The organism is Shewanella sp. cp20 (assembly GCF_000832025.1).
In the GTDB taxonomy this organism is placed as follows: domain Bacteria; phylum Pseudomonadota; class Gammaproteobacteria; order Enterobacterales; family Shewanellaceae; genus Shewanella.
Genome location: NZ_JPII01000017.1, coordinates 277827 through 302105 on the forward strand (window position 1 = coordinate 277827; position 24279 = coordinate 302105).

Sequence of the window (24279 nt, forward strand, 5' to 3'; positions counted from 1 at the left end):
TCACTCCTTAATGTATGACGAAAAACAGTGCCATGCTGAGTAACACCGTTAGCAGGGTGTTGCGGGTAAAGTAGGCGAGCAGCACGGCCACCAGGGCGCAGACCAGATAGCTGTTGTCTAGGCCGATAGCCAGCTGCTGGTCGCGCACGAAGACGATGGGGGCGGCGATGGCCGTGAGTACTGCGGGCGCCGAATACCCGAGAAACTGCAGTGTATTCTTACTCAGACGTAGGGGCAGTCTGGGTTCGAGAAACAGATAACGGCTGAGAAAGATCACCGCCGTCATGGAGAGCAGTGTTATCCAGATCATCACACTTGTCTCCCTTTTTCGTCACTGAACTTAGCATAAAACTGGCCACAGGCCATGGCGGTAAGCGAGGCGATAAGCAGCCCGGCCTGTAGCTCCATCAGGGCGCACACCACACTGGTAACCATGGCCACCAGTACAGATACCAAGACAGAGGGGCTCTTCACCGCGGGCACCACTATGGCGATAAAGGTGGCAGCGATGGCAAAATCCAGCCCCAGTGTATCCAGGTTTTCTATCTTATGGCCCAGGGTGATCCCCAGAGCCGTGGCCAGGTTCCAGCCCAGATAGAAGCTGAAACCGCCGCCGAAGGCAAACCAGGGATCTAAGATACGTTGTTTGCCAAGGTTAGCGATAGCAAACAGCTCGTCGGTGAGTAGAAAGCCTAAGGTGAGTCTCCATCTTAGGGGCAGTGGGCTGATCTGCGGGCGCATCGCCATGCCATAGAGCAGGTGGCGTGAGGTGATCAGTAAGGTGGTGATTAAGATGCTGACTAGGCCAATGCCTGCCTTGATCATCCCCAGGGCGACTAACTGCGCCGCGCCGGCGAAGACCAGCATTGACATGGCTTGACTCTGTAGCGGCGTGAGCCCTGCATCGATGGCGAAGGAGCCTGCGAGTATGCCCCAGGGGACGACCGCTAGGGTTAAGGGGGATATGGCCAGGGCCCCCTTAAGGGCGGCGCGCATCGGCCTAATGCCTGGTGCGCTACTCTGGGTGTCTTGAGGTGTTGGGCCCTTGGCGCCAGTCTGAGCTTCCTGAGTCATCTTGTGTCTATATACCTGTGTCTATATGCCTGTGTCTATATGCCTGTGTCTGGATGCCTGTTTTTTTATGAGCGTGTGTCTAGGTGCTAATGTCTTGATGCTTATCTATAGGTGCTAGAGAGATAACTCGACCTTACAAGAAATGGGTTCGCCTGGCTTGTACATTGTTGCGCTCAACTTCTTTAGCGTATTGCCCCGGTGTGACGCCCAGGGCGCGCTTGAAGTGGCGATTGAGGTGGCTCTGATCGTGAAAGCCGCAGCCGAGGGCGACATCAAGTAGCGGCTCGCCTGCACGGATCTTCTGTTTTGCCAGTCGAATGCGACTCTGGATCTGATAGGCGTGGGGTGGCAGGCCGAAGCACTGCTGAAACTGTTTTATTAGGTAATAAGGGCTCATTCCGGCCAAGTTAGCGAGGGCCGTTAGCGACACGTCGCTGGCGGGCATATCATCGAGAAACTGCTTAACTAGCGTCAATTGGCGTTGAGCTGTCTTAGCCGTGTCGGCGGGTGGCCGACTGGCACCATGGCGTGTCATCAGTTTCACCATGCTGGTATAGATGAGGCTTTCTCGCAGCAGGGCGTTATCTGAGCCGGTGAGCGTCTCGAAGGTTAGACGTAGCAGATCGGCCAGGGGCTTATCTTTTACCACAGGTTCGGGAAAGTAGGGGGCCCCTGTGCGCTTAGTGCCTATGGCTGCTGCGATATCCGCAAACTGCTCGGGGAGCGGATACATGGCCCGGTAAGACCAGCCATTGTCTGTGGCCGAACGGCCATTATGCACCTCATCGGCATTGACAAGAATGATGCTGTCTTGTGGGGCAACATGATCGCCGCCGGTACGATAGAAACGCTGGGCGCCGGTGTCGATAACCCCCACGGTATAGCCCTCATGACTATGTCGCGAGAAGTTTTGTTTCTGATAGCTAGCATTCAGTAGCTCTATGCCGCCCAGCTCATCGGCTAGGCTAAAGTGTGCCTGTTCTTTACTGCTGTGCTTGTTCATAGGATTGCTGCTGTGAGCGCGATATATGTCTGAGGGTGGCGAGTCGATAAGCTCATCTTAGCCTAAAACTCGCAGCGGCTTTTGTACAAAATTGTCATCCTCTATCGCCGATGCTATGGTCGAGCTTCATACGAGGTGGAGAACAAGTGTAACCCATGACGCGACAAGCCCCTGTGGTGATCTTCGACGGCAGCTGTAATCTGTGCCACGGCGCGGTGCGCTTTATCGTTAGGCGTGACAGACGCCGGCAATTTAAGTTTGCCTCGGTTCAGAGTGAGACGGCCCAGCGGCTATTGGCCGCGCAGGGTATCTTGGTGGATCTTGAGGATCTGAGTAGCTTCTATCTGCTGGATGAGACAGGCGTGTCGGCTAAGAGCGAGGCGGCATTGGCGGTGGCCAGTCGACTCGACGGCCTCTGGCCCTTGTTGAAGCTATTGAGGTGGCTTCCCCGCTCCTTAAGAGACTGGGTTTACAATCAGATTGCCAACCGGCGTTATCGCCTCTTTGGCCGAAGAACCTGCGCCCTGCCAGAGGATATCGACAGGGACAGGTTTATCGAGTGAACGTTTTCGATTGCACTTTCTCGAGTGCACTTTCTAGATTGAGCTATTGAAAACTAGAGGGCCAGCAGCTTAGGCAGGAAGCGGGTATCCAGCTTGGCAATTTCGCGTTGCTCATCCAGCACCTGCTGCAATATCTCGTTGCTAGTCAATGGATTGGCAAGAACCACCCTAAATACCACAGAGGTCTGCTCCAGGTTGTTTGCCGGAATGATACGGGTACGAGAGACGAAGGATTTCCCCTGTTCGCGTTGCCGCTTCTGGATAAACTTGGTCAGGCCATCCAGCAGGGTATTGATCTCACTCACCCGCGCCGCGTCATCCGCCGCTATCGCCTCGGCTAGCAGCGACTGTACCTTGGCCGGTACATAGCGATAGGTCAGCAGGCAGAGTTCTGGCCTTGAGGCCAGCTGAAAATCGTCCTGGGCGGCGATTAGCTCGCCAAAATAGCGCGCCTTCTCCAGGCTGTTGTTGATTAAGATCTCGTAGCCGTCGCGGCCAATGACCTGCAGGCAGGCATGTACCAACATGGCCATGCCCGGACGCGAGCCCTCCAGCGTCTGACTGCCCAGATCCTTAGAGCCCTTACGCAGAATATATTCGGCGTGGTGTTTGATGGCGTTGGCAAATTCCGGATCTTTAAACAGCACCATGCCGGCGCCCATGGGCACATACATCTGTTTGTGGGCATCGATAGTGACCGAATCGGCGCGCTCTATGCCTGCTAACAGGTGGCGATACTTGTTAGACAGCAGGCTGGCGCCGCCCCAGGCGGCGTCCACATGGAAGTGACAATTCAGGTTCTCGGCCAGATCCGCCAGTTCTTCCAGCGGGTCGATATTACCGGTTTCGGTTGTCCCGGCGACACCGACGATGGCCATCACCTTGATGTTCTGCGCCTCAAGCCGCTCTGCCGCCTCACGCATCTTGGCCACATCCACCTTGTTGTCGCTCGCGCAGGGCACGCTCACTATGTTGTCGCGGCCTATGCCTAACAGATCGGCGGCTTTGCCGAGGGAATAGTGGCCGCGCGTCGAGACCAGGATAGCCAGATCATCATAGCCATAGTGGCGCAGTGCGCGCATCAGGCCAGATTGGGCGACGCCCTTGAAGTCGCCATCGGGTTTTAACAAGCGGTTACGGGCGATCCACAGCGCCGTGATGTTAGCTACCGTGCCGCCTGAGCAGAAGGCGCCCAGGGAGTGGCTGGCGCTGTGCATCCAGCTTGCATAGAAGGGCTCGTTTTGGCCATAGACCATGTGGTGCATCATCCCCAGCACCTGACGCTCCAGCGGCGTGAAGGCCTTGGAGGTCTCTATTTTCACCAGGTTCTGATTCAGTCCCACCATCATCTTCGACAGCGGCAGCACGAAATAGGGCAGCGCCGAGGTCATGTGACCGATAAAGCTGGGCGCAGAGGTGTGTACGCTGTGGGCGATAAGCGTCTGCATCATCTGCTCGGCATAGTCGGAGACGAAGCTGGGAGCCGCTGGGATCTGATAGGCCTGAAAATCTTTTTCGATCTCGCTCAGTGGCTTCTCGACGGCGACGATATTCTCTTTGAGGAAGCCCATCAGGTTTTCCGACAGGTTTTTCTCTATCTTACCCAGGGTCGAATTCGGTGCTTCGGGCAGAGTGAAAATACGCATCAAGGCCTCTTCTGAGGCGGTCGCTTGTCGTGTCTGTTTTGATGTCATCGAGGCGCGTCGCTTAACTTGTGTCTGTTTTAAAATAGAAAAAAACAGGCGATCGAAAAAGGGAGCTAACTTTACTGTAAGCTTTATACCGCATCAAGGGGAAAAGTGAAATGGCTGGTGGGCAGGGCGTAAAGCCGTCAGCCCGAGCGGAAACAGCCTTGAGCCAGATTGGAAACAGCCTTGAGCCAAATTTGAAACGGCCTTGAGCAAAATCGGCACAGCCTTGAGCCAGATGGGATATAGCCCTTAACAAGAGCGTAAACCGCCCTGAGTCGAGTGAGCCTCAGGGCGCTTGGGGTTTAATTAAGGTGGCTAACGTCCCAGGCGATACAGACGGGCGACATTGACCGCGCAGCTATAGAGGTTATGGCTGGCGCTGGCCAGCACCTCCTCCAGCGCCATGGCCCTTGGCGTCACCGAGAAGAGCGCGTCGATACCGTTTTCCAACAGTACATTGGCATCATCGCTGACGCAGCCAGCGATGGCGATCACAGGTATTCCCAGCTTGTTGGCCTCACGGGTAACGCCCATGGGGGTCTTGCCATGCAGGGTCTGGCTGTCGAGGCGACCTTCGCCCGTGATCACCAGATCCGCACCCTCGAGATGCTCGCTCAGTTTCACCGTCTCCATGACGATATCTATGCCGGGCCTGAGCTTGGCTTGTAGATAGGTCAGCATCGCAAAGCCCATACCGCCGGCGGCCCCGGCGCCTGGCATGTCGCGGCACTCCTCAAGCCCCGCGTTGGCGGTGATATCGGCGAAGTGGCCCAGCGCCTTGTCCAGTCTGGCAACCATGATCTCATCGGCGCCTTTCTGTGGGCCGAAGATGGCCGATGCCCCCTTGTCGCCACACAGGGGGTTGTCCACATCGCAGGCGACCTCAATCTGCACCGCGTTAAGCCTTGGATGTAGGCCGCTAAGATCTATGCTGGCAAGGTGTTGCAGTGCTGCGCCGCCGGGTCTTAACGGCTTGCCGTTAACGTCCAATAGGTGGGCGCCAAGCGCCTGTAACATACCGGCGCCGCCATCGTTAGTGGCACTGCCGCCCAGGCCGAGGATAAGGTGAGTCACGCCGCTGTTGAGGGCGTGGCAGATAAGCTCGCCCGTACCATAGCTGGTGGTGACTAAGGGATCGCGCAAGATAGATGGTACATAGTGCAGACCAGATGCGGCGGCCATCTCAATCACGGCGGTGCGCTGCCCGGGGGCTTCCTGACCCAGCAGGCCATAGTGGGCATCCACCTGACTGCCCAGGGGGCCTGTGACCTTAAGCTCGACCAGGCTGCCGCCCGTGGCATCCACCATAGATTCCACCGTGCCTTCGCCGCCGTCGGCGACCGGCAGCTTGATATATTCGGCGTCGGGAAGCACCTCACGAAAGCCCCTGGCTATTTCGGTGGCGACTTCCATGGCGCTCAAGCTTTCTTTAAATGAATCGGGCGCGATGACTATTTTCATGCAGGCTTCCTGTGTGAAGAGGGATGAATACATTACAAAATCTGAAATAAATGAGCTGGGTTGTCCGGCGCCCAGGCTGTGCCCCTTGGCGCCGGTCTGATTAGCTTAGAGTAGGACGAGACTCAGCAGGTAGACAAGGAGCATGGCGGTCACACCTTGGATTAGGGTGGCCATGGTTTGCGCCTTGTAGGCCTGTTTCACGCTCATGCGGCTAAACTGAGTCACCACCCAGAAGAAGCTGTCGTTGGCGTGTGAGACTGTCATGGCGCCGGCACCAATGGCCATCACGGTTAGCACTCGGCCCATGTCGCTGGCAAGGCCAATATCGCCCAACATGGGGGCAACCAGAGCCGAGGTAGCCACCAGGGCAACGGTCGATGAGCCCTGGGCCGATTTCAGTGCTGCGGCGACGATAAAGGGCATGAAGATACCTATGCCGAGCGCCGAGAGCGAGCTGCCGAGGAAGTTGCCAATCTCGGTGGCCTTAAGTACGGCGCCGAAGGCGCCACCGGCACCCGTGATCAACAGAATAGGAGCGGCGACAACTAAGCCGTGGCTGATGCGCTCGCTAAACTCCTTAATCTTATCCTGGCTCTTGAGCAGGCTAAGAGAGAGGAGAAGACCTATCATCAGGGCATTAACTGGTTGACCCAGGAAGGCCAGGATATCGAACAGGGTGCCGTCACCCAATGGCTGTGAGGGGAACTTGGCAATGGAGCCCAGGCAGATGAGCAAGATTGGCACGAAGATAGGGGCAAATGCCTTGGCCGGGCTGGGTAACTCGCCATAGGCGGCCTTGAGGTTTTCAAAATCTTCCACATTGCTTTGGAGCGCTTCGGCGCCTTCACCGTCGGGCTCGACGTTAGCAAAGCGGTTGGCCCATAACATCCCCGCGAGGGCGGCAACGGCGGCGACGAAGATGCCCACGCCTATGACCAGCCCGAGGTTAGATTCCAGCCCCAGATTACCGGCGGCGGCGATAGGCCCTGGCGTCGGTGGCACGAAGGTGTGGGTCGCATACAGGCCGGTAGCCAAGGCGACACTCATGGAGACGCTGGAGACCTTCATGCGATTGGCCATGGACTGCTTGAGCGAGTTGAGGATCACGAAGCCAGAATCACAAAATACCGGGATAGAAACCAAGTAGCCGATGAGCGACATGGTCAGGGTTGGGAAGCGTTTCCCCAGCAGCTTTATCACCACATCGGCCATGGTAATGGCCGCGCCGCTCTTTTCCAGTATGGTACCTATGATGGTACCCAGCACGATAACCAGGCCGATATAGCCTAAGATACCGCCGAAGCCGGAGGTGATGGTTTTGGCCACATCGGCGCTGGGTAGCCCGTAGGCAAAGGCGGCGATGAAGGAGGCGAGAATGAGGGTGAGGAAGGGGTGAAGCTTAAATTTGGATGTCGCGATAACGATGAAGGCTATCACGGCGATCAAGATCAGTACTAGGCTCATAGGGTGTCCCTGTATTGGGTTATATTTATTGGCTGTGATCTGTTGGTTTGATCTAGCGATGACCCGTTAACTCGCTCCTAGTGCTGGAGCAAAGGGTTTTCAGGCTGGCACTATTATCCGGAGAATAGGACAATCTGGCTTCGTGCCAGCCTCCTAATATTTTACTTATGCAGCACCGATATTTGTGCGTTTGCACCAATATCGGTTAGGGGGGAGGAATAAAGTCGGTCTAGATCACAAAATGACCGACTGAGCTTGTTCGATTAGGCGGTTAATTTGTCGTCGTTGGCCGATTGCCAACAGGCCTCGCCGCGACAGGCGCTGCCGAAGGCTTGAAATAGCTTGACGGAATCTGGGTTGTCGTTGGCTTGCCATTCGGGATGCCATTGTACGCCGAGGATAAACTGGCCATAGTCTGGGCCATGGATCGCCTCGATTAGGCCATCCTCGCCATAGGCGAGGGCCTCTAGCCCCTTGCCAAGGGTACAGATCCCCTGGCCGTGGAGGGAGTTGACCATGGTCTTGTCACCAATCAGCTTGGCCAGCCAGCTACCGGGTACCGTCTCGATGGCGTGTCTCGGCCCATATTGAACATGGTTGGGGGTTTGTGGATCTTCGCGGTGATCATCGAAACCGGGCTCACTGTAGACCTTCTGATACAGGGTGCCGCCCAGGGCGATGTTAAGCTCCTGCATGCCACGGCAGATCCCCAGTATGGGTAACTTGCGCTTGAGGGCACCCTCGATAACGGCGAGATCGACTATGTCTCGGTTCACGTCCTGACTCTTTTCCGGGGTGAGGTTTTCCTGACCATAGAGGCTGGGCTCGATATTGGAACCTGCGCCCGACAGATAAACCCCGTCGACCATGTCCAGGTAGCGGTCCACATCTTCTACGCCAAAACAGGTGGGCATCAGCAGTGGGACGGCCCCGGCGATCTCCACAATGGGCTGCATATACTTGTGGGTCATCACCTGGTAGGGATGTTGGTTTCTGTCTTGCTGGCCCATGGTCATCAAGATGAGAGGCTTGGATTTCTTAGCACTTGTTGTCTGTGTTATTGGCATAGATCACCCGTTTGGTCGCGTTGTCTGTCACCCGATGCGTGACGTGTCGGTAGCCTTACTCTGCGGCTAATGTCCTGAGCAATGGGCATTTGCGCTTAGTATTAGCGCTTTGTTTTCGCTATCAGGCCTTTTTTAAGGATAGCAAAATGTGAAAAAGCCCATTTGTTGACCAACAGTCTGCCCATGAGTGTTCGTTATGTCAAACGCTTTGGGCGTAATTAATTACACTCTTAGGGAGGTTGGAGGAGTTGGACTTTTTACCGCTTGGCGCAATTAGTGGGGCCATATAGGTATGCTTGGGTGATACTTTGGTCTGAGTGAGAGCTTGGCCTGGGTGAGACCTTGGCCTGAATGAGAGCTTGGCCAGAGTGGGCTAGCCTGCGGGTCAAGCGGCTAGGTGTGACGCTGCTAGACTTAAGGTAATCATTTATCCTTTAACAAGGAGAGCCGTTATGAGTTACAAGCATATCTTGGTTGCGGTCGATCTGTCTGAGTCTAGCCAATCCGTGATAGACAAGGCCGTTTCACTGGCTAAAGCTGGCAATAGTAAGGTTTCATTTGTGTTCGTCGATGTCGACAGCGTAGCGATCACCCCACAGGAAGAATTTGAACTGCAGGAGAAGTTGCAAATTTTAGCAACCCTGAGCGATTACCCCATCGCTGAAACCTTAGTGGTGATAGGCGACCTGCATATGAAACTGGCGGGGATTGCCAAGGAACACAATATCGATCTGCTGGTTTGCGGCCACCATCATAATTTCTCTAGTAGCCTGTTTTCCTCTTTACCCAAGGTGGCCAATGCCGTCGAGGCCGATCTTCTTGTGGTGTATCTGGATCACTAGCCCTGGTCTGTTTAACGGTGAAGGGCATTTATCGTCTGTGCGGCGAGGTCGTGCAAACGCTTTCTTGGCACGGCGAGTAGAGCAAAGCTTCGGGCTTACAGTCAATAGTCATGGATATAGAATTGTCAGATAAGCTGGGATGTGATTCGAACACATCCCAGTGGGTTCTCCTGTAAGGGATTGTTATGTTTTTTGAAAGCCATTGTTTTGTATTGATTTTTCGCCTTTTGGGGCGATCGGGTAAGGCGCAAAAAAACCAATCACTAACTTCCAAGGAGCAAGGGCTAACTATCTTAGAACTGCTCGTTCGAGGCTTGCTCGTTTGTTACTGTCGGGGCGTATCGATTTTGTTATCCGTGATATAAGTATTTAGTATGGTGAGCCAGCTTTGTGAGATGGCAGCATACTCCTCGATGCATAACTCGGCCCTCTCTTCCCCCAACAATCCTTCTTTCACTATGGCTGCATATTTGTCAGGATCACTGCCGTATATGTGACATAGGGTGCTGAAATATCTCTGATCGTCTAAGCTATGCTCATCCCAAAAGTCTTCATCTTCAAGGACGTCTCTGTCATCACTTTCCAGATCAAATAGATCGGCCGAACTTAGCGCAATTTCCTGACCATTATCGAAAAATTCGATCAGTAGCGTAGTCGCGAGCGCATCGGCGGCATCTTCCTCTTTTCCCAGCACTGGTAGCTGGTACATGTATATCAGGGCATGGGCCAACTCATGAAATATGGTATGCAGCAGGGCGTCTTCCGTGGCCTGCTCTGAAGTGACCCCCGTCTTATCGTAGTTTGCTTGCTCGAATCTGTGCCTAACCTCATCAATGAAAGTGTAGGGAATCATGATGCTATTGCTCTGTGCATCAAACAGCGGGCCATCATTTCCACCAAAGGAAATGACGACAGCTTGATTAAGCTTGAAGTGTTCATTGATAAACAGCACGGCAGTGTCAACGGCGCCAGAGGCAATGAGTTCATCTCTTACTGTCTTTTGCGTGATATCGCCAGGTTGCTTGTACTCGAGGCGCGCACCAACTTCGCCGTAGGCAGAATTGGCCATGATGCAAGTACTCACGACAGCAAGCATTAGCGATTTTATGATATTCACCTTAATTCCTTGTTGGGCAAAACGCCTAAATTGGCGCGCCGGTGGCGCGAATTTGTTTTACTTGTTGCACCTATACTTTGCACCTTTAGGTGTGCATAAGCCAAGATAGTTTGATTCTATTATTTGAGATCTGTTAATTCAGTCATGCACTTCTCTGTGGCAGTTTGGGCACAAAGCATGGCTTTATCACCACTTAGCTAGACCTACTACCCAGATCCCTTTAGTGCCGCGAAAGCCAGCCTCACTCTGCTAGACAGCGACTTAGATCAAAACAACTCTCCCCAATAAACCTTAAAATTGGTGAGAGCCATTAGCCTACCGTTAATGCTCCCGCTGCCATTGATGGCAGAAATCGATGAAGCTTCTCAGCAGCGGGCTGAGGTATTTCTCTTTGTGGACCAGCAACCAGAAGCGGCGGCTCATGTTTAGCGGCAGTTTGAGTACCTTGACTCGGCCGTCACGAATTGCCGGTTCGGCAGACAGACGTGACAGGCAAGCCAGGCCGAGGCCGGCCGAGACCGAGTTGATCAGGGCCTCTGTGTTATTGAGCTGGAAGGCCTCGTGCCATTGCTCAAGCCTAGGGGCAATCAGGCGCACAAAGAATTCCCGTGAGCCCGAGCCAGGCTCGCGCAGGATCCAGGAACTGACTTCCAGTTCCCTTAGCGGGATCTCGACATTAGCCGGCAGGGGATGATTCGGTGGACAGATCACACACATCTCATCTGCGCTGAAAGGGGTTGCGTCGAGTTCCGGGTGTTGAATCTTTCCTTCGATCAGCGCGATATCCAGTTCGTAGTCGACAAGCTTGTCGCAGATCTCGGCCGAGTTGGAGATAAACAGGCTTTGCCGCTCATGCCCGGTGTGACGACGAAAGTCACTTAGAAGATAAGGGGCCACCTGATTGCCTAGGGTATCGCTGGCGCCGATACGAAGCTGGCCGGAGAGTGCTTGTGCATCGCTAAAGAGATGCTCGATATCGCTGGCCCTGTTAAGGAGTTCATCGGCCAGGGGCTGTAGCTTGTGCCCCTCCTGATTGAGGAGCAGGCGGTTGTTGACCCGATCGAATAGGTGGTGGCCGAGCTGCTTCTCCAGCTCAGCCAGCGCCATACTCACGGCAGCCTTAGAGAGAAACAGGCTGTCCGCCGCCGCGGTTAGGGTCTTGTGTTGAGTGAGGGTGCTAAACACCTTCAGCTGTTTGAGTGAGATGTGACTGGCCATGGCTTGCTGCTCGGGTGCTTATGTTTGAGTACTTATTTTTGGGCGTTAGCGCCTAGGTATTAGCACTTAGGTATAAGTGCCTTTACGTTTAGTTATTCTGAACGCTCGTTATAAATAATTAGATATAACAGAACAAAAGGCAAGCGTATTATTGCTGTAGAGAAACGAACCTGATTGAGATTGTTATGATTCAAAGAACGAAAAAGGCAGTAATGGGCGTACCCACACCTATGGCGGGCTTGGCGCTGGGCATCGCCAGCTTAGGCTGGTGCTGGGAAAACTTTGCCGAACTCAATGGCTATGGCCAGTGGATTAGCGCAGGTATTGCCAGCGTCCTGCTTGCCATATTGACGATTAAGTTTTTCTTTCATAATCATCTGCTGAGACAGGACCTTGCCCATCCTGTGGTCGGCAGTGTCGTGCCGACATTTTCGATGGCGACCATGGTGATATCCAACTCTCTGGGGCAATTTTATCCGCTAGCCGGCGATGGCCTGTGGTTAGCGGCTGTGGTACTACACATAGTCTTCCTGGTTAGCTTCATTTATCACAGGGCTAAAGATTTTGAGCTGCACCACATGGTACCCAGCTGGTTTGTGCCACCTGTTGGCATCATTGTTGCAGATGTCTCTTTCTCGGGCACGACTGTACTGGCTCCCATTGCACAGGGCGCGCTTATCTTCGGTATGCTGGCCTATGCGGTGATGCTGCCTTTGATGATCTATCGCTTAATGTTTACCCATGAGGTGCCGGATGCGGCGAAACCCACCATGGCCATTCTGGCGGCGCCGGCCAGTCTCTCGCTGGCAGGCTACCTAACCGTCACCGCCACGCCATCGCCTGTGACCATCGCCCTGCTGTTTGGTATCGCCGTGTTGATGACGGCTATTATCTACCTGGCGTTTTATAAACTCTTGAGACTGCCCTTTAGCCCTGGTTACGCGGCCTTTACTTTCCCCATGGTGATCGGCAGTACCGCACTGTTTAAGATGGCAAACTGGATGGTACTCGAGGGAATGCAGTCTCATTATGTACAGCAGGTGCGAAACCTGGCGGGACTCGAGCTAATGGTCGCGACTGTGGTGGTCTCTTATGTCGCACTGAAATACATCAATCACCTGGTGATTCAGCCGTGCCTAGTGTCACAACCTGTTTAGTGTCACAACCAGTTTAGTATCATGTCATGACCGAAGATAATACTGAATTAGCCTTGCCGGCAAGGACGCCATCGCCTGAAATTTTTCCACCGCCTTAGCATACAAACTAAGCCCTCTTAACAGGCCTCATAGGGCAAAAAAAAATCTTAGCGGCATGACTTCACCGCCGTGAGCGCGTAAAATCCCCGCTTTCAGAACGGGCCTTTCATCTTCATTGGGCCAGCCGATAGCCATATTTACTCAAAATGTCAGACACCATGTATTCAGCCCAGCAATGTTTCACCCCTTTTAGTACCTCGGTCGAGGGCATCACGCTGCCTGAGCGGTTTACCTTTCCTTTCTATTATGAGCCCCACGAACTGTGTGTGTTGGCGGCGAATGAATTGCAAGCGCATCTCGAGCATCAAGGGGAGTGGCAACACAACTTCGGCCTGACGGGGCAGCGTGGCGGCGCCATAGGTAAGATGTTTGGTGTGCTGGTGGTGCAAAACCGCGAATGCGAGCTTGGCTATCTTAAGGCCTTTTCCGGCAAATTAGCCGAGCAGAATCTACTGCCGGGCTTCGTGCCGCCTGTGTTCGACATGCTCACCCAGGACAGCTTTTTTCATGGCGAGCAGCTGGCCATCAATCGACTGACCACAAAGCTTGAGGCCTTACAGAATGCCCCGGCGCTGGCGGCGTTAGAGGTTGAGCTTAAGGGACTCAACGGCGCCAAAGAGCAGGCCGTGGCCGAGATGAGGGCTGAGATCATCGAGAATCGCAAGTCGCGCAAGGCCAGACGTCAGGCGGGGCAAGGGCTCGATGCCCAGGCCTTAGAGGCCCTGCAGCAACAGCTTGGCCGTGAGAGTGTGGCCGAGAAGCATAGACTCAGGCAGCTAAATCTTGAGTGGGATGACCAGATCGCCGCGCGTGCTACTCGGCTGAGCGAGTTACGCGATGAGATTGAGGCCCTAAAACAGCAACGTGCCAGCCAGTCGAGCGCGTTACAGCGTAGATTGTTTGCCCAGTATCAGTTCTTGAATCAGGCTGGCGAGATTAAGGACCTCAACAGCCTGTTTAGCGCGTCCCCCAAGGGGCTGCCACCTGCCGGAGCCGGGGAGTGCGCCGCCCCCAAACTGCTGCAGTTTGCCTTCGAAAACGGCCTTAAACCCATTGCCATGGCAGAATTCTGGTGGGGAGCCTCGCCCAAGTCCGAGGTGAAACAACACAAGCAGTTCTATGGTGCCTGCCACGGCAAGTGTGAGCCGATTTTAGCCCATATGCTGAGCGGTGTGGCGCTGGATGACAATCCACTGCTTAATAATCCGGCCGAGGGTAAAGCGCTTTCCATCATATACCAGGATGAGGCTATCGCCGTGGTCAACAAGCCGGCGGAGTTTCTCTCTGTACCGGGCAAGCATGTGAGCGATAGCGTCTACAGCCGTATGCGCCAGGCCTTTCCCAAGGCAACCGGGCCGCTGATTGTGCACCGGCTGGATATGTCCACCTCTGGCCTGATGGTGATAGCCTTGAGCAGTGAGGCCAACACCGCACTGGTGCAGCAGTTTATCGGCCGCACGGTGGAGAAGCATTATCTTGCTAAGGTGGCGGGCGAGGTTCAGGGGGATGAGGGCGAGATAAAGTTACCGCTTAGGGTGGATCTTGATGACAGGCCGCGTCAGCTGGTGTGTTTCGAGCATGGAAAACACGCCCATACCTATTGGCAGGTGAGTTCCCGAGGCGAGGGCACGACGCTGTTATCCCTGTTTCCCAAGACGGGGCGTACCCATCAGCTCAGGGTGCACTGCGCCCATCAGGATGGCTTAGGGATGCCCATCATAGGGGACGATCTCTACGGGGCTAAGGCGAATCGCTTGCACCTGCACGCCCAGTATCTGGCCTTTAACCATCCCATCAGCGGCGAGCGGGTGAGCTTTAGCTGCGCTCCCGACTTCTAGGGCTCCTCTTGGCCGCGGCTCAGCAGCACCTGACCCAGGTAGAGCTGTAACAGGCCATCGAGTTTGTGAATATCCACTTGAGTGATTTGCGCTATCTTATCCAGGCGATACCTTAGGGTATTGCGATGGATAAACAGCGCCTTGGCACAGGCCTGCTGATCGCCAAAATGCCCCAGATAGCTTGCCAGTGTCCTGCGCAGCAGGGCGTTTTTATCCTTGTCGATGAGGCGCTGAAAGGGCCTGAGCAGCTGCTCGCCGCGCCAATCATGCTTGAGACCGGAGAGCATCACCAGCAGGGCATGGTCTTCATAGAGGTATTTGCTTCGCTCGGGTTGCAGCTGCTGGCCGAAATTCAGGGTCTCCAGCGCCGTCTGATAGGAGCGGTTGATGTCCATGGTATTGGGGAAGTAGTGTCCCAGGGCGATCTTCAGTCGGGCGCTTAGCTCACCAGGCAGACGCTTTAGCAGGCGGTCGATGCGCAGGCTCTCGGCCTCGGCGCTCCAGGCCTTTCCGTCGAGGAAGGCGGGTTTGAGGATCACCAGCTCCGTCATCGAAGTCATGGCGATCAGATTGCCCCGGGAGGGGGTCTCCAGCAGGTGCAGCACCGTCTTGAGCTGAGAGTTGGCCAGCTCGTCACCGCCATCGTCGTTGATGCGCAGCACCGCCGCGACCCTGGGCACCTCGAGATCGATATCCAGACGCTTGGCCCAGATCTTAAGGTGGTTGAGATCACGCCCCTCGGGTTTTATCAGCTGCAGGATAAACTCCTCCTGCTGACGGGCACGCCACTGGGCTACATCCAGGGAGTTGGCCTGCTCGACGATCATCTCGGCGGTCATCTTCAACAGTTCACCGAAGGCCATCAGTTGTTCAGGCTCACCCGTGATGCCGATGACACCGATGATCTCCCCTTGATAGTGCAGCGGCAGGTTGATGCCGGGCTTGACCCCCTGCAGACTGGCTGCACTGGCGCTGTTGAGCGCGACGGTGCGGTTCTGGCTGATGGCCAGCAGGGCACCTTCGTGGGTGGAGCCGATACGGTGGGGCTCGCCGGAACCGAGGATCACTCCCTGGCTGTTCATCACATTGATGTTGTGGCCGATGATCGCCATGGTGCGATCCACTATCTGTTGGGCGAGTTGATTGTCGAGAAAGTACAAGGCGCTGGGTCGGCAAAGGGTTGTGGCTTGAGCTTACGACAAAAGCCCGATGGGCAAAAGTCTGGGAGGGCGCTTTTGCGAGATGGCGAAGAATACCAGTCACAGTGAGTATGTGATCAGAAATAGCGCAGGAAAAACGTTTGAGGACCAAGCAGGATTTTAGATAAGTATTAATTCTACAATTGAAAATGCTAATACTAGTACTAATGCTAATGCTAATGCTAATGCAGTTGGCAAGTGTTTTAACGAGCTAGCACGATCAATTAGTTATTACGATTGGTATAACCATGAAGCATAAAAAAACCCGCGACAGGCGCGGGTTTTTAGCTGGGCAATTACCGACTAGATAATTACCGACTAGATAATTACCAATTAGAGCTTGTAGCTCATGCTCAGCATGATCAGGTGGGCATTGTAGTCATGGCTGTTGTAACCAAAGCCGACCACGTTCCAGATCCCGTCTGGGTTTATGCTGTTACCTGGGTCATTGTCCTCATATTTCTCCATCTTGTAGTCAAGACGCAGTGCCATCTTGTCGCTGGCCTGATATTGGCCGTAGACATTGATGTTATGGACCTTGGCGTAGTAATCACCATAGTCGCCGGTGAGACCCTGCTGTACCTGGGTGTTGCTGCTTGAATCTGAGTAGGTGTAGTCCACGCCCAGGCGCAGTTTCTTCTCTAACAGATTGTTGTAGCTAAACCCGGCACCGATCACATCGACCTGATCTTCTACCAGACCATACCAGTTAGGCGCGCCGAAGTTGGTGCTGCCTGCCTGCTCTGAGTCGATGTTTTGACGATTGTAGAAGGCATTCACCATCATGTCGTCGTTGATCAGGTAGCTGGCATTGATGTCGTAGCTGATATCTTTCGACTCGGTCAGACCGATTTGGGTCTCGTTGTAGTCGTCCAGGGCATAACGGCCGCCGAAGTCGATAGTCAGCGCATCGATTGGCGTGTGGCTGATACGAGCCTCGACCATGGTGCGCTTACGATCGGCAAGATTGTACTTGCGCAGCAGGCTGTTTGACTCGCTTGAGGTCCACTCAGAGGCCTGGTACGTAGAGCCATCGCGCTCGCCATAGCTACCCTTGATCCACATATCCCAGCTGTCCAACGCGCTCAGGTGGAACTTAGCCCATAGCGTGTTTTCATCTGTGGTTTCGCGGTCTTGATAGCTACGCTCGTCGCGGCGGAAGTCGTAACCCGCATCCAGCTTCATGCCTCGGCTCAGGCGGAAGTCTGCGCCACTTTAGCCCGCTGTGACGTGAAGTCATAAGGGGTGTTGTAGGCGACCTTGCCTGTGGTGGAGTTGATGCTGATCTGGGTCCACTCGTCCACATTGGTCTTGTTATCGCGGTCGCTATAGTCATAGCTGGCGTTAAGGCGAACCGTGCGGTTGAGACGAGACACGACCTTAAGGTTAGCGCCCTTCATGTCGACCTTGGCATCCACGGCCTCGACCGGCGTGGTGTAAACATAACCTGAGGTCACCAGCGCCTGATCCTGGTTCATCTGGCCATAATGCACGCGGCCGCTCATGATGGTGCTGCCTGCCGTGTATTGGCCCATCAGCGAGACTGTGTGTGCCTCGTTGTCTGGGTCTAAGGCCATGGTGCCTTGAGTCTGGGCGCCGAAGGTTGGATTGAAGGCGTTGTCGAAGGTGAGCTGGCTGTACTCATTCTTAAAGCTCGAGCCAGAGTAGGCCAGAGCGGTAAACCAGTTGTCGCCCTTGAGCTTGATGCCTGCTTCAACCGTGTCTGTGGTGTAGTCCACAGGCTCTGCCAGCATCATAGATTGATTGAAGAAGCTGCCCGATGCCTGCTTGAGGCCGGTCTTGTCTTCGCGCTGGTAGTTGATGTAGGTGCTCCACAGCTCTTCGCCCTGATACTCGAAGCCAATGCCGGCGCGCTTGCGCTTGAGCGATAGCTCCAGTGGGTTAAGGCTGCTATATAGCTCGCTCATCTCCTGGCTTGACCCTGCGGTTTGCCAGTTGTCGGGCAGCGTCAGGTTATCTCCGCCTACGCCCTGATAAGGGCTCATCGCCTTGTCAGTCTTGTAGGTGGCAATTTGACGATAGTTGAGGTTCAGCTTGTGCTGTCCCACCTTACCTGACTCAAGATCTAAGGATCCGTTTTCCATGCCGAGGTTTTGTGCCTCTATGCTGGCACGGTAGCCTGATTCGCTGATGTAGCTCACATCGGCGTCTAGCTTACCGGCAAACTCGTCCTCGGCCGCAAAGGCATTGGCCGAGCGGATGTCGTCGCTGTCGTTATAACCAACGCCGATACCAACGGTGCCGTTGACGCCGGTCTCAATCTTACAGCGCTTACAGGCCCACTTGTCGAACTTCACCTTTTCCGTGTTGGCGTTTTGAATGCCATAGCCTTCGGCCATTGCCATGCCGGGAATCGCGATGCCGACATTAGCGATAAGGGCGAGGGTGACTACATTGAGTTTGAATTTCATCTTCTCGTCTCCTTAGCGCTGGAACAATTTGCCAGATGGATGGTTAGAACCATGGATCTGGTTATGACAGTTCAGGCAGCTGCGGCCACCGGTGAAGGCATTGCCACCCACGCTTGAACCTTGGTCAGTGTTGCCCAGGTAAGCATTGCTGGCATGCCCATCGCTAGCGTGGCACTGCTGACAAAGTTGTGGGGCGCGGGTCTTCAACATGCCCTCATTAACACTGCCGTGCGGGTTGTGGCAGGTGACGCAGTTTTCAGTTACGGGCGCATGTTCCCATAGCTTTGGGCCGCGTTTTTCTGCGTGGCACGAATAGCAGGTATCGTTAACGCTGGGCTTGACCAGGTCCGAGTCCGACAGGGTACCGTGTGGATTGTGACAATCGCTACAGACCATCTGCGCCCACTTCATTGGGTGAGAAGAGCGCTTGTTCATGTCGGCTTTTTGCTTGGTGTGACAGCTGGTACAGACTTCCATCTCGGTGTTCTTAGAGAGCACAGGGTCTTTATCTGTGTGCACCGAGTGACAAGAGGCACAGGCCACATCGGCGTTGTCATGGTGACCACCATTCCAGGCCATACGCTTGTCATCTTTGTGACAGCTCATACAGACGCTGTTTTGCTTCTCAGCAGACAGGCTAGAGTCGGGACCGAAGGCGATCATCGGCTCTTTACCGCCGCGGTTATGCTTACCCATAGGGCCGTGGCAGGCTTCACATTGTAGGCCGGCCATTGGGCTCTTGCTGGAGTCGGCAGCGCCGTGTACGCCCTTAAATAGGTCCATGACCTTTTCAGACTTGCCGTGACACATGAGGCAAGAGTCGGCGCCTTTAGGCGAGTATTGGCCTTCGGCAAACTTCTTGTCCAGGGTGGCTTCCACCTCATCCGGGGTCATGTTGGCATCCCACTTGGACGCAACCGCGCCCTGGCTTATGCCCAGCGACAGCAGGGCCGCTGCCATCACCGCCGGAATCAGGCTTTTGAATTGATTTGTGATTTTCATAATAGGCATCCTAATTTGCACAAATGAGTAGTGAAAAGTGGGGGAGGAGACTCCCCCGGTTTTCAATTTGAGATGCGCAAATTACATCTTCACCGCAGTGTGATCTTCGATAACGGGTGCGTGGCAGTAGAAACAAGTTTCTAGCTGCGCCGCATCGTTAGCGACATCTTTAGCGCCATTGATGATGGCACCTTGGCTCTCGACGTGGGCCTTGACGCTATCGCTGGTGTGACAAGAAGTACATGTCGCGGCGATAGGCGTGCTGTATTGGCCGCCAGCGGTTGCCAGGGCACCTTTAGCCTTGAAGGCATCCAGGTTGAAGTCGTTGTGACACTGGGCACAGTCTTTGATGATGCCTTGCTCGCCGTGTACCACGTGAAGTTTCATCTCTAGTGCACCCTTGTTCGCGCCGCCAGCGTATGTACCGTCAGGCGTGTGACAAGCCACACAAGCATCGACACCTATGATAGGCATGTCGTTGGCATCTTTGGTGTGAGAGAGTTGCTCAGACAGGACGAAACCGGCGTGGTGACTACCCTTGTGCACTTCGAACTCTGTGGTGTGGCAAGAGGCACAGGCGGTGAAGTTGACCGAGTCGACGTGACGCATGCTTGGCGCCTTACCTGATAGGGTTGCGAAGGCCAGGTCGGCTTTCATGCCAGTGTACTTGTCGGTGTCGCTACCGTCGAAGTCTGAATCGTCGCAGTTAACGAACTCACCCTTGTCTGAGCACATAGCCCAGCCAACGAAGGTGAAGGCAGTTTCGTTGTCTGCACCCTCATCACCGAGTTGAAGATCTTTGCTGGTGGTGTAAACCAGCTTGCCTTCTTCAATCTTAGCGGCTGCGTCGAGCACGCCATTCTTCACGGCGTTGATGGAGTCTTTGCCACGATAACCTAGGGTCACGTTGTTCGGACCTACGTTAGTGACGATCTCGAAGCGTTGTACCATAGGCAGGATGCTGTTGACATCAACGGCGGCGCCGCTGGCATCGACCACCTGAACACTGATGGTGGCATCCTGAGTCTCGGTGTCGATCGTGGATTCGACGTTAAGACCGTATTGGTCGATAAGCGCCTTCTTGGCTAGGCTGCCTTGTGTGTGCAGCTCTTCGGTCCAGCTCGCGTTATGACAGGCAACGCAGTTGCTGTTGTCGTTTTGCTGTGAGTGGCCTTTGCCCGCCTCGAAGTCGATGTTGACGTGACAGCTGGTACAGGTTTCCATGGTTGGAATACGTGACCAGTTACCCCATTCGGTAAGCTCGTCAGACTGAACGTGACAGGTCTGGCAGTTGTCCTGGACGATGTGGTGCGCAGTTTCGGCGCTCTTGTCCATGTTACGGCCATACATCTTAGCGTCGTTGTGGACGTTGTGGATCAGATGGTTGAAGGCAACTTGTGGCTTACCTTTGCTATCTGCCAGCTCCTGGGTGTGACAAGAGACACAAGTCTCTACGCTGGTGTAGCCGTGGTAGATCTTCTGTCCTTCGGCGTGACAGCTGTTACAGCTGGCGGTAGAGACCACGTCCTTGGTGTAAAGCGGCGCATAACCTTCGCCAGAGAAGTCTTCGGCGATCTCGGTTTGCGGCACTAGTGTGACGCCGTCAAGCAGCGTAGAGGCCTTGGCGATGATGTTGTATCGCTGAGTTAGCTCAGGATTGTAACCTTCTACTTCGATGGTGAAGCTGTAGTTACCATCTTTGTGATCGGTGAAGGCTTTCTGAGAACCGATGTATTGCCACTCGGCGGCATTACCGGCACCGGTTGCACCCTGAGGTAGCAGCTGAACCACTTTCTTCACTTCCAGGTCTTTCAGACCGATCACGGGAAGATCATCCTCGTTGGTCGCAAAGACTGTGATAGTCGGTGTACCGTTGTCGTATTCCACCTTGGTGACATCCAGGTGAAGTACTTCGATGGCGTCGGCCGCTGGGCCGCCGGGGTTGCCCGGATTGCCGTCTTTACCGTCGCTGCCACCACAACCTGTGAGAGCCATGGAGACGGCACCTGCTGCGAGAAGCAGCTTAAATTTATTATTTTGTACGTTCATCATTTTTTCCCTGCATAGGTTTGGCATCGTCTTAAGTGCATGGCCCATCGAATGTGCCGATTCTCAGTTATAAGTTGTGCGACCTAAGTCAATGCTGGAAATAGAAATCCCCAAGGAAATGCTAACGTAACAGGCGGCTAAAATCTGCCAGACTGAGTCTAATGTGTGACCCAGATCTTTCTATTTCTAAAGGGGTATGAAAGTGGGGGTGCAACGCTGCTGAATGTGGGAAAAAATGTTGCAAAATGAAACAGTTTTGCGATTTTTGTTCTTATTTTAGTAATCGCTGTTCTATAGATAAAACAAAGGGAGGCAATGCCTCCCTTTGGGTATTAGAATTCACCCCGATAAGTGGTCAGGGCGAAGCCCTAGTCACTAGTGACTGCTGCCCCAGTTAGCGTGAGCTTCCAGGATCTGGCTGTCTTTGTGACAAGTCGAGCAGGTCTCTGCCGGGTTGAGGCTGTCATAGTCGCTTGCCGGTACACCTAAGGTGGTGAGCGGAGCGCCTTCTTGCTTGAGCAGGCCACCGTTAGTCTGAATGTGCGCAGCAGTTGCTTCGCTCAGACCATAAGGTGCCTGGTGACAGCTGACACAGGCTGCGGCTTGTGGTGATACCACTAGCTGCTCGTTAGTGTCGCTCAGACGTTGTCCATCGGTTGTGCCGAAGGCCACTGGTGCGGCGGTTGGATCTATCTTAGAAAGTGAGAATCCGTTGTCACCGTGACAGGCTTGACACTCAGTCTTCTTGAAGAACAAGCCGCCTTCAGAATCGTACACATAGTGCTTGCTGTGAACGATATAGGCTAGGTTAGAAGAACCTGTGCCTTTCTTGTCACGAGTACCGTTGTGGCAGCTCGCACAGCCATCCATATCGTTGCTGAAACGGTGCTTGATCGCTGTGGTGTGACACTGCTGACAAGCTGTCATGTCGGCGTGTTGTACGCGTGGAGACTTGTCTGCCTGTGTACCATCGACAGCGAAATAGGCTGTGTCAGAAGGCACGTAAGGGCCAGCATTGGTTGCTACACCTTCTTCAACAGTACAGTCGGCTAAGGCGCCTTTACCGTCGAAACAGATGTGTAGTTGGCTGCTTAGTGCGACAGTGACATCTGCCGTTTCCATGATTTGCGCAACTTTAAAGTCGCCATCTGCGATGGTGACATTGATTGAGCCATCTTCACCGGCAGTGAAGTTGTCGTAACCCACCTTCTGATAGTTCACCAGGAAGTCATCGTCGACAACGCCGTTGAACACTATCGCACTGGTGAAGCCACCGTACTTATACGGAGTCGGATCGATCTGTGCCAGAGTGACCTTAGTGTCGCCCAGACTAACCGTCATGTTGGCCGTTACTGTCTTAGTGTCGGCGTCATAGCTCATGCTGTTGAAAGTGACTTTTGCGGCAGCTGACTGTGCATTGTCATTTTTCAGGTAGTGGCCAGACTCGGCGCCACGTACTCCGCCGTTTGGATCGTTATGACAGCTCACACAGTTTTGCTTGCTTTCGGCGATCTGGTTGTTTTCGCTATCCCAGTGCCAGCTTGGTACCGCGTATGGGCTGTTGTGACAGTTCATACAGGTTGCCGTATCCAAGTCAGCCTTCCAGGCGTCGGCCATGGTCAGGCTTTCATCTGCCTGGTGACAGGTTTGGCAATTACCCGCGCTTTGTGGGTAGATACCATTGTAAGTTGAGTGGCTATGGATAGCGTGTGCCATACCTTTGATTGAGCCGTCAAACTCATAGGTACGAACCACCTTGCCATCTTCATCCTTCTCGTCTTTCATGTACGAGTTGTAGTCGGTATGACAGAAGGTACAAGATTCGAGGGTTACATGCTTGCCGCCATGCATGGCGAGGGCGCCATCTTGGCCAGGACGGTGGCAGCTTTGACAAGTATCATTGGCAATCAGTGCCTTAGGCTTTTCCTGAACCGTGTCAGAGCTTGGCTGCCAATAGAAGAAGCTGTTGTCTACCATGCTCAAACCGGCATTATTGCTCGCCTTCACGCCAAGGTAGATACCGTTGGTGACGTCTGCCTTGTAGTCGTACTTACCTAAGGTATCGATAGGCTTATCGAGGACTAGGGTGTAGCTGCCGTCACCGTTGTCGGTTAAGCAAGTCTCACAATCCTTTCCTTTGAAATAAGAGGAGCCTGTGTAATGGTCATCGCCTTTGTCTTTATTAAAGTAGCTTAACCAGATATCACGTGGGTTACCCTCGAGATCTGTGCTGCCAACTTCATCTTCGTTACCGACACGACCAAAGGAGACGGCACCGATATCGGCATAGCCAAGGCCGAATACGGCAACGCCGTTGGCGTCGGTCAGATTGAAGTTGATGGTTAGGATACCCGCATCATCTACGCTGGCTGATTGGATATTTGATTTTAGGTGTGAGACCTCGCCAATGGGGTTACCAACGGGGCCTGGCTTGCCATCTTCACCATCTTTACCGTCGCTGCCGCAACCGGATAAGACGAGTGAGAGAAGCCCCGCACCTAATACAGCTTTTGTCGCTGCATTAACATTGAACTTTTTCATCATGATTATTCCCTGCAATAGTTTTAATCATCATTAATTGATTGTTCATCAATAAAAACAAGCACTGAAATTGAGAACAGTATTTGTTTCGCCTATTGAAAACACTCGCTTAATGTGTGGAATTAGTTTCCACCTCTAAGGCTATCGAAATGGCAACTTTTTAGCAGGTGTTTCAGTCTGCTTATGTGATTGAGATCTGACTATTTCTTTAGAGGTAGTTGAAAAAATGCGTTTTTGGTGAAATTTTCATTTTCATATAAGAAAGTCAGCCAGTTAAATAGCAGCTTGTTGATTTCGTGTTACCGAAAGTGGGACGCTTTAGGGGGTAGGTGTTACTGTGTTTAGGCAGGCTTGGTGGGTGGGGGTGTAAGCCCTGTCGGTAGGCGAGACATGCGCCGCCGGATAGAAAAAGAGTGCCAGGGCAGGCCTGACACTCTCGGGTTATTTTACATGAATCGCTAA

The 24279-nt window shown here is 53.8% G+C and carries 17 protein-coding genes and 1 pseudogene; 4 read left to right on the forward strand and 14 right to left on the reverse strand.

The features are described 5' to 3' along the window. Window positions 1-7: 7 nt before the first annotated feature. The 3 genes from DB48_RS05890 to DB48_RS05900 all read right to left on the reverse strand — a co-directional run bounded on the left by DB48_RS05890 (window position 8) and on the right by DB48_RS05900 (window position 2077). The gene (locus tag DB48_RS05890; protein ID WP_041509358.1) at window positions 8-310 is read right to left on the reverse strand and encodes an AzlD domain-containing protein; all 303 of its coding nucleotides are present in this window, start codon (window positions 308-310) and stop codon (window positions 8-10) included. Then, window positions 310-996: an AzlC family ABC transporter permease gene (locus DB48_RS05895; RefSeq protein WP_052813690.1), complete on the reverse strand. Its 687-nt coding sequence runs from the start codon at window positions 994-996 to the stop codon at window positions 310-312. The genes DB48_RS05890 and DB48_RS05895 overlap by 1 nt, the downstream gene beginning before the upstream one ends. A gap of 211 nt (window positions 997-1207) precedes the next feature. After that, window positions 1208-2077 (reverse strand): AraC family transcriptional regulator, encoded by an 870-nt coding sequence (locus tag DB48_RS05900; protein WP_041509359.1) that lies wholly within the window; start codon window positions 2075-2077, stop codon window positions 1208-1210. 155 nt (window positions 2078-2232) lie between these two features. Here DB48_RS05900 and DB48_RS05905 point away from each other — a divergent pair, with 155 nt between their 5' ends. Continuing rightward, entirely contained in the window at window positions 2233-2640 is a 408-nt protein-coding gene (locus DB48_RS05905; protein WP_041509360.1) for a thiol-disulfide oxidoreductase DCC family protein, read from the forward strand. Window positions 2641-2693: 53 nt separating this feature from the next. Here the strand turns inward: DB48_RS05905 and panP are convergent, their stop codons facing one another. From panP to DB48_RS05925, 4 genes are all read right to left on the reverse strand, one after another. Further along, window positions 2694-4334 carry a pyridoxal-dependent aspartate 1-decarboxylase PanP gene (gene panP, locus DB48_RS05910; RefSeq protein WP_041509361.1) on the reverse strand — a complete coding sequence of 547 codons (1641 nt, stop codon included), beginning with the start codon at window positions 4332-4334 and terminating at the stop codon, window positions 2694-2696. 312 nt (window positions 4335-4646) lie between these two features. Beyond that, window positions 4647-5792, reverse strand: coding sequence for a glycerate kinase (locus tag DB48_RS05915; protein ID WP_041509362.1), 1146 nt, complete (start codon window positions 5790-5792; stop codon window positions 4647-4649). Between the two features lie 105 nt (window positions 5793-5897). Then, window positions 5898-7256, reverse strand: coding sequence for a GntP family permease (locus DB48_RS05920; RefSeq protein ID WP_041509363.1), 1359 nt, complete (start codon window positions 7254-7256; stop codon window positions 5898-5900). Between the two features lie 263 nt (window positions 7257-7519). Beyond that, a complete protein-coding gene (locus tag DB48_RS05925; RefSeq protein WP_052813673.1) occupies window positions 7520-8323 on the reverse strand; it encodes a gamma-glutamyl-gamma-aminobutyrate hydrolase family protein in 804 nt (267 codons plus the stop codon). Between the two features lie 452 nt (window positions 8324-8775). On the opposite strand from DB48_RS05925, the gene DB48_RS05930 reads away from it, so the two are divergent. Beyond that, window positions 8776-9165, forward strand: coding sequence for a universal stress protein (locus DB48_RS05930; protein ID WP_041509364.1), 390 nt, complete (start codon window positions 8776-8778; stop codon window positions 9163-9165). Window positions 9166-9490: 325 nt separating this feature from the next. Here DB48_RS05930 and DB48_RS05935 read toward each other — a convergent pair whose 3' ends face one another. Both DB48_RS05935 and DB48_RS05940 read right to left on the reverse strand, forming a co-directional pair. Beyond that, window positions 9491-10282, reverse strand: a complete 792-nt coding sequence (locus DB48_RS05935) for a DUF4344 domain-containing metallopeptidase (RefSeq protein WP_235375351.1) — start codon at window positions 10280-10282, stop codon at window positions 9491-9493. A gap of 321 nt (window positions 10283-10603) precedes the next feature. Continuing rightward, on the reverse strand, window positions 10604-11500 hold the full coding sequence (locus DB48_RS05940) for a LysR family transcriptional regulator (protein WP_041509365.1): 897 nt from the start codon (window positions 11498-11500) through the stop codon (window positions 10604-10606). 185 nt (window positions 11501-11685) lie between these two features. Between DB48_RS05940 and DB48_RS05945 the strand changes: the two genes are divergently transcribed. Next, window positions 11686-12657, forward strand: coding sequence for a TDT family transporter (locus tag DB48_RS05945; protein ID WP_041509366.1), 972 nt, complete (start codon window positions 11686-11688; stop codon window positions 12655-12657). Between the two features lie 257 nt (window positions 12658-12914). After that, on the forward strand, window positions 12915-14594 hold the full coding sequence (locus DB48_RS05950; protein ID WP_041509367.1) for an RluA family pseudouridine synthase: 1680 nt from the start codon (window positions 12915-12917) through the stop codon (window positions 14592-14594). On the opposite strand, the gene DB48_RS05955 is transcribed toward DB48_RS05950, so the two are convergent. The 5 genes and pseudogenes from DB48_RS05955 to DB48_RS05975 form a co-directional block, all read right to left on the reverse strand. Continuing rightward, the gene (locus DB48_RS05955) at window positions 14591-15754 is read right to left on the reverse strand and encodes a sugar diacid recognition domain-containing protein (protein ID WP_041509368.1); all 1164 of its coding nucleotides are present in this window, start codon (window positions 15752-15754) and stop codon (window positions 14591-14593) included. The genes DB48_RS05950 and DB48_RS05955 overlap by 4 nt on opposite strands. Before the next feature lie 372 nt (window positions 15755-16126). Further along, window positions 16127-18225, reverse strand: a pseudogene (locus DB48_RS05960) (MtrB/PioB family decaheme-associated outer membrane protein). A gap of 12 nt (window positions 18226-18237) precedes the next feature. Next, a complete protein-coding gene (locus DB48_RS05965) occupies window positions 18238-19227 on the reverse strand; it encodes a DmsE family decaheme c-type cytochrome (RefSeq protein WP_041509369.1) in 990 nt (329 codons plus the stop codon). Window positions 19228-19308: 81 nt separating this feature from the next. Continuing rightward, window positions 19309-21279, reverse strand: a complete 1971-nt coding sequence (locus DB48_RS05970; protein WP_041509370.1) for an OmcA/MtrC family decaheme c-type cytochrome — start codon at window positions 21277-21279, stop codon at window positions 19309-19311. A gap of 372 nt (window positions 21280-21651) precedes the next feature. Then, window positions 21652-23820 carry an OmcA/MtrC family decaheme c-type cytochrome gene (locus DB48_RS05975; protein WP_041509371.1) on the reverse strand — a complete coding sequence of 723 codons (2169 nt, stop codon included), beginning with the start codon at window positions 23818-23820 and terminating at the stop codon, window positions 21652-21654. Between the last annotated feature and the right edge of the window lie 459 nt (window positions 23821-24279).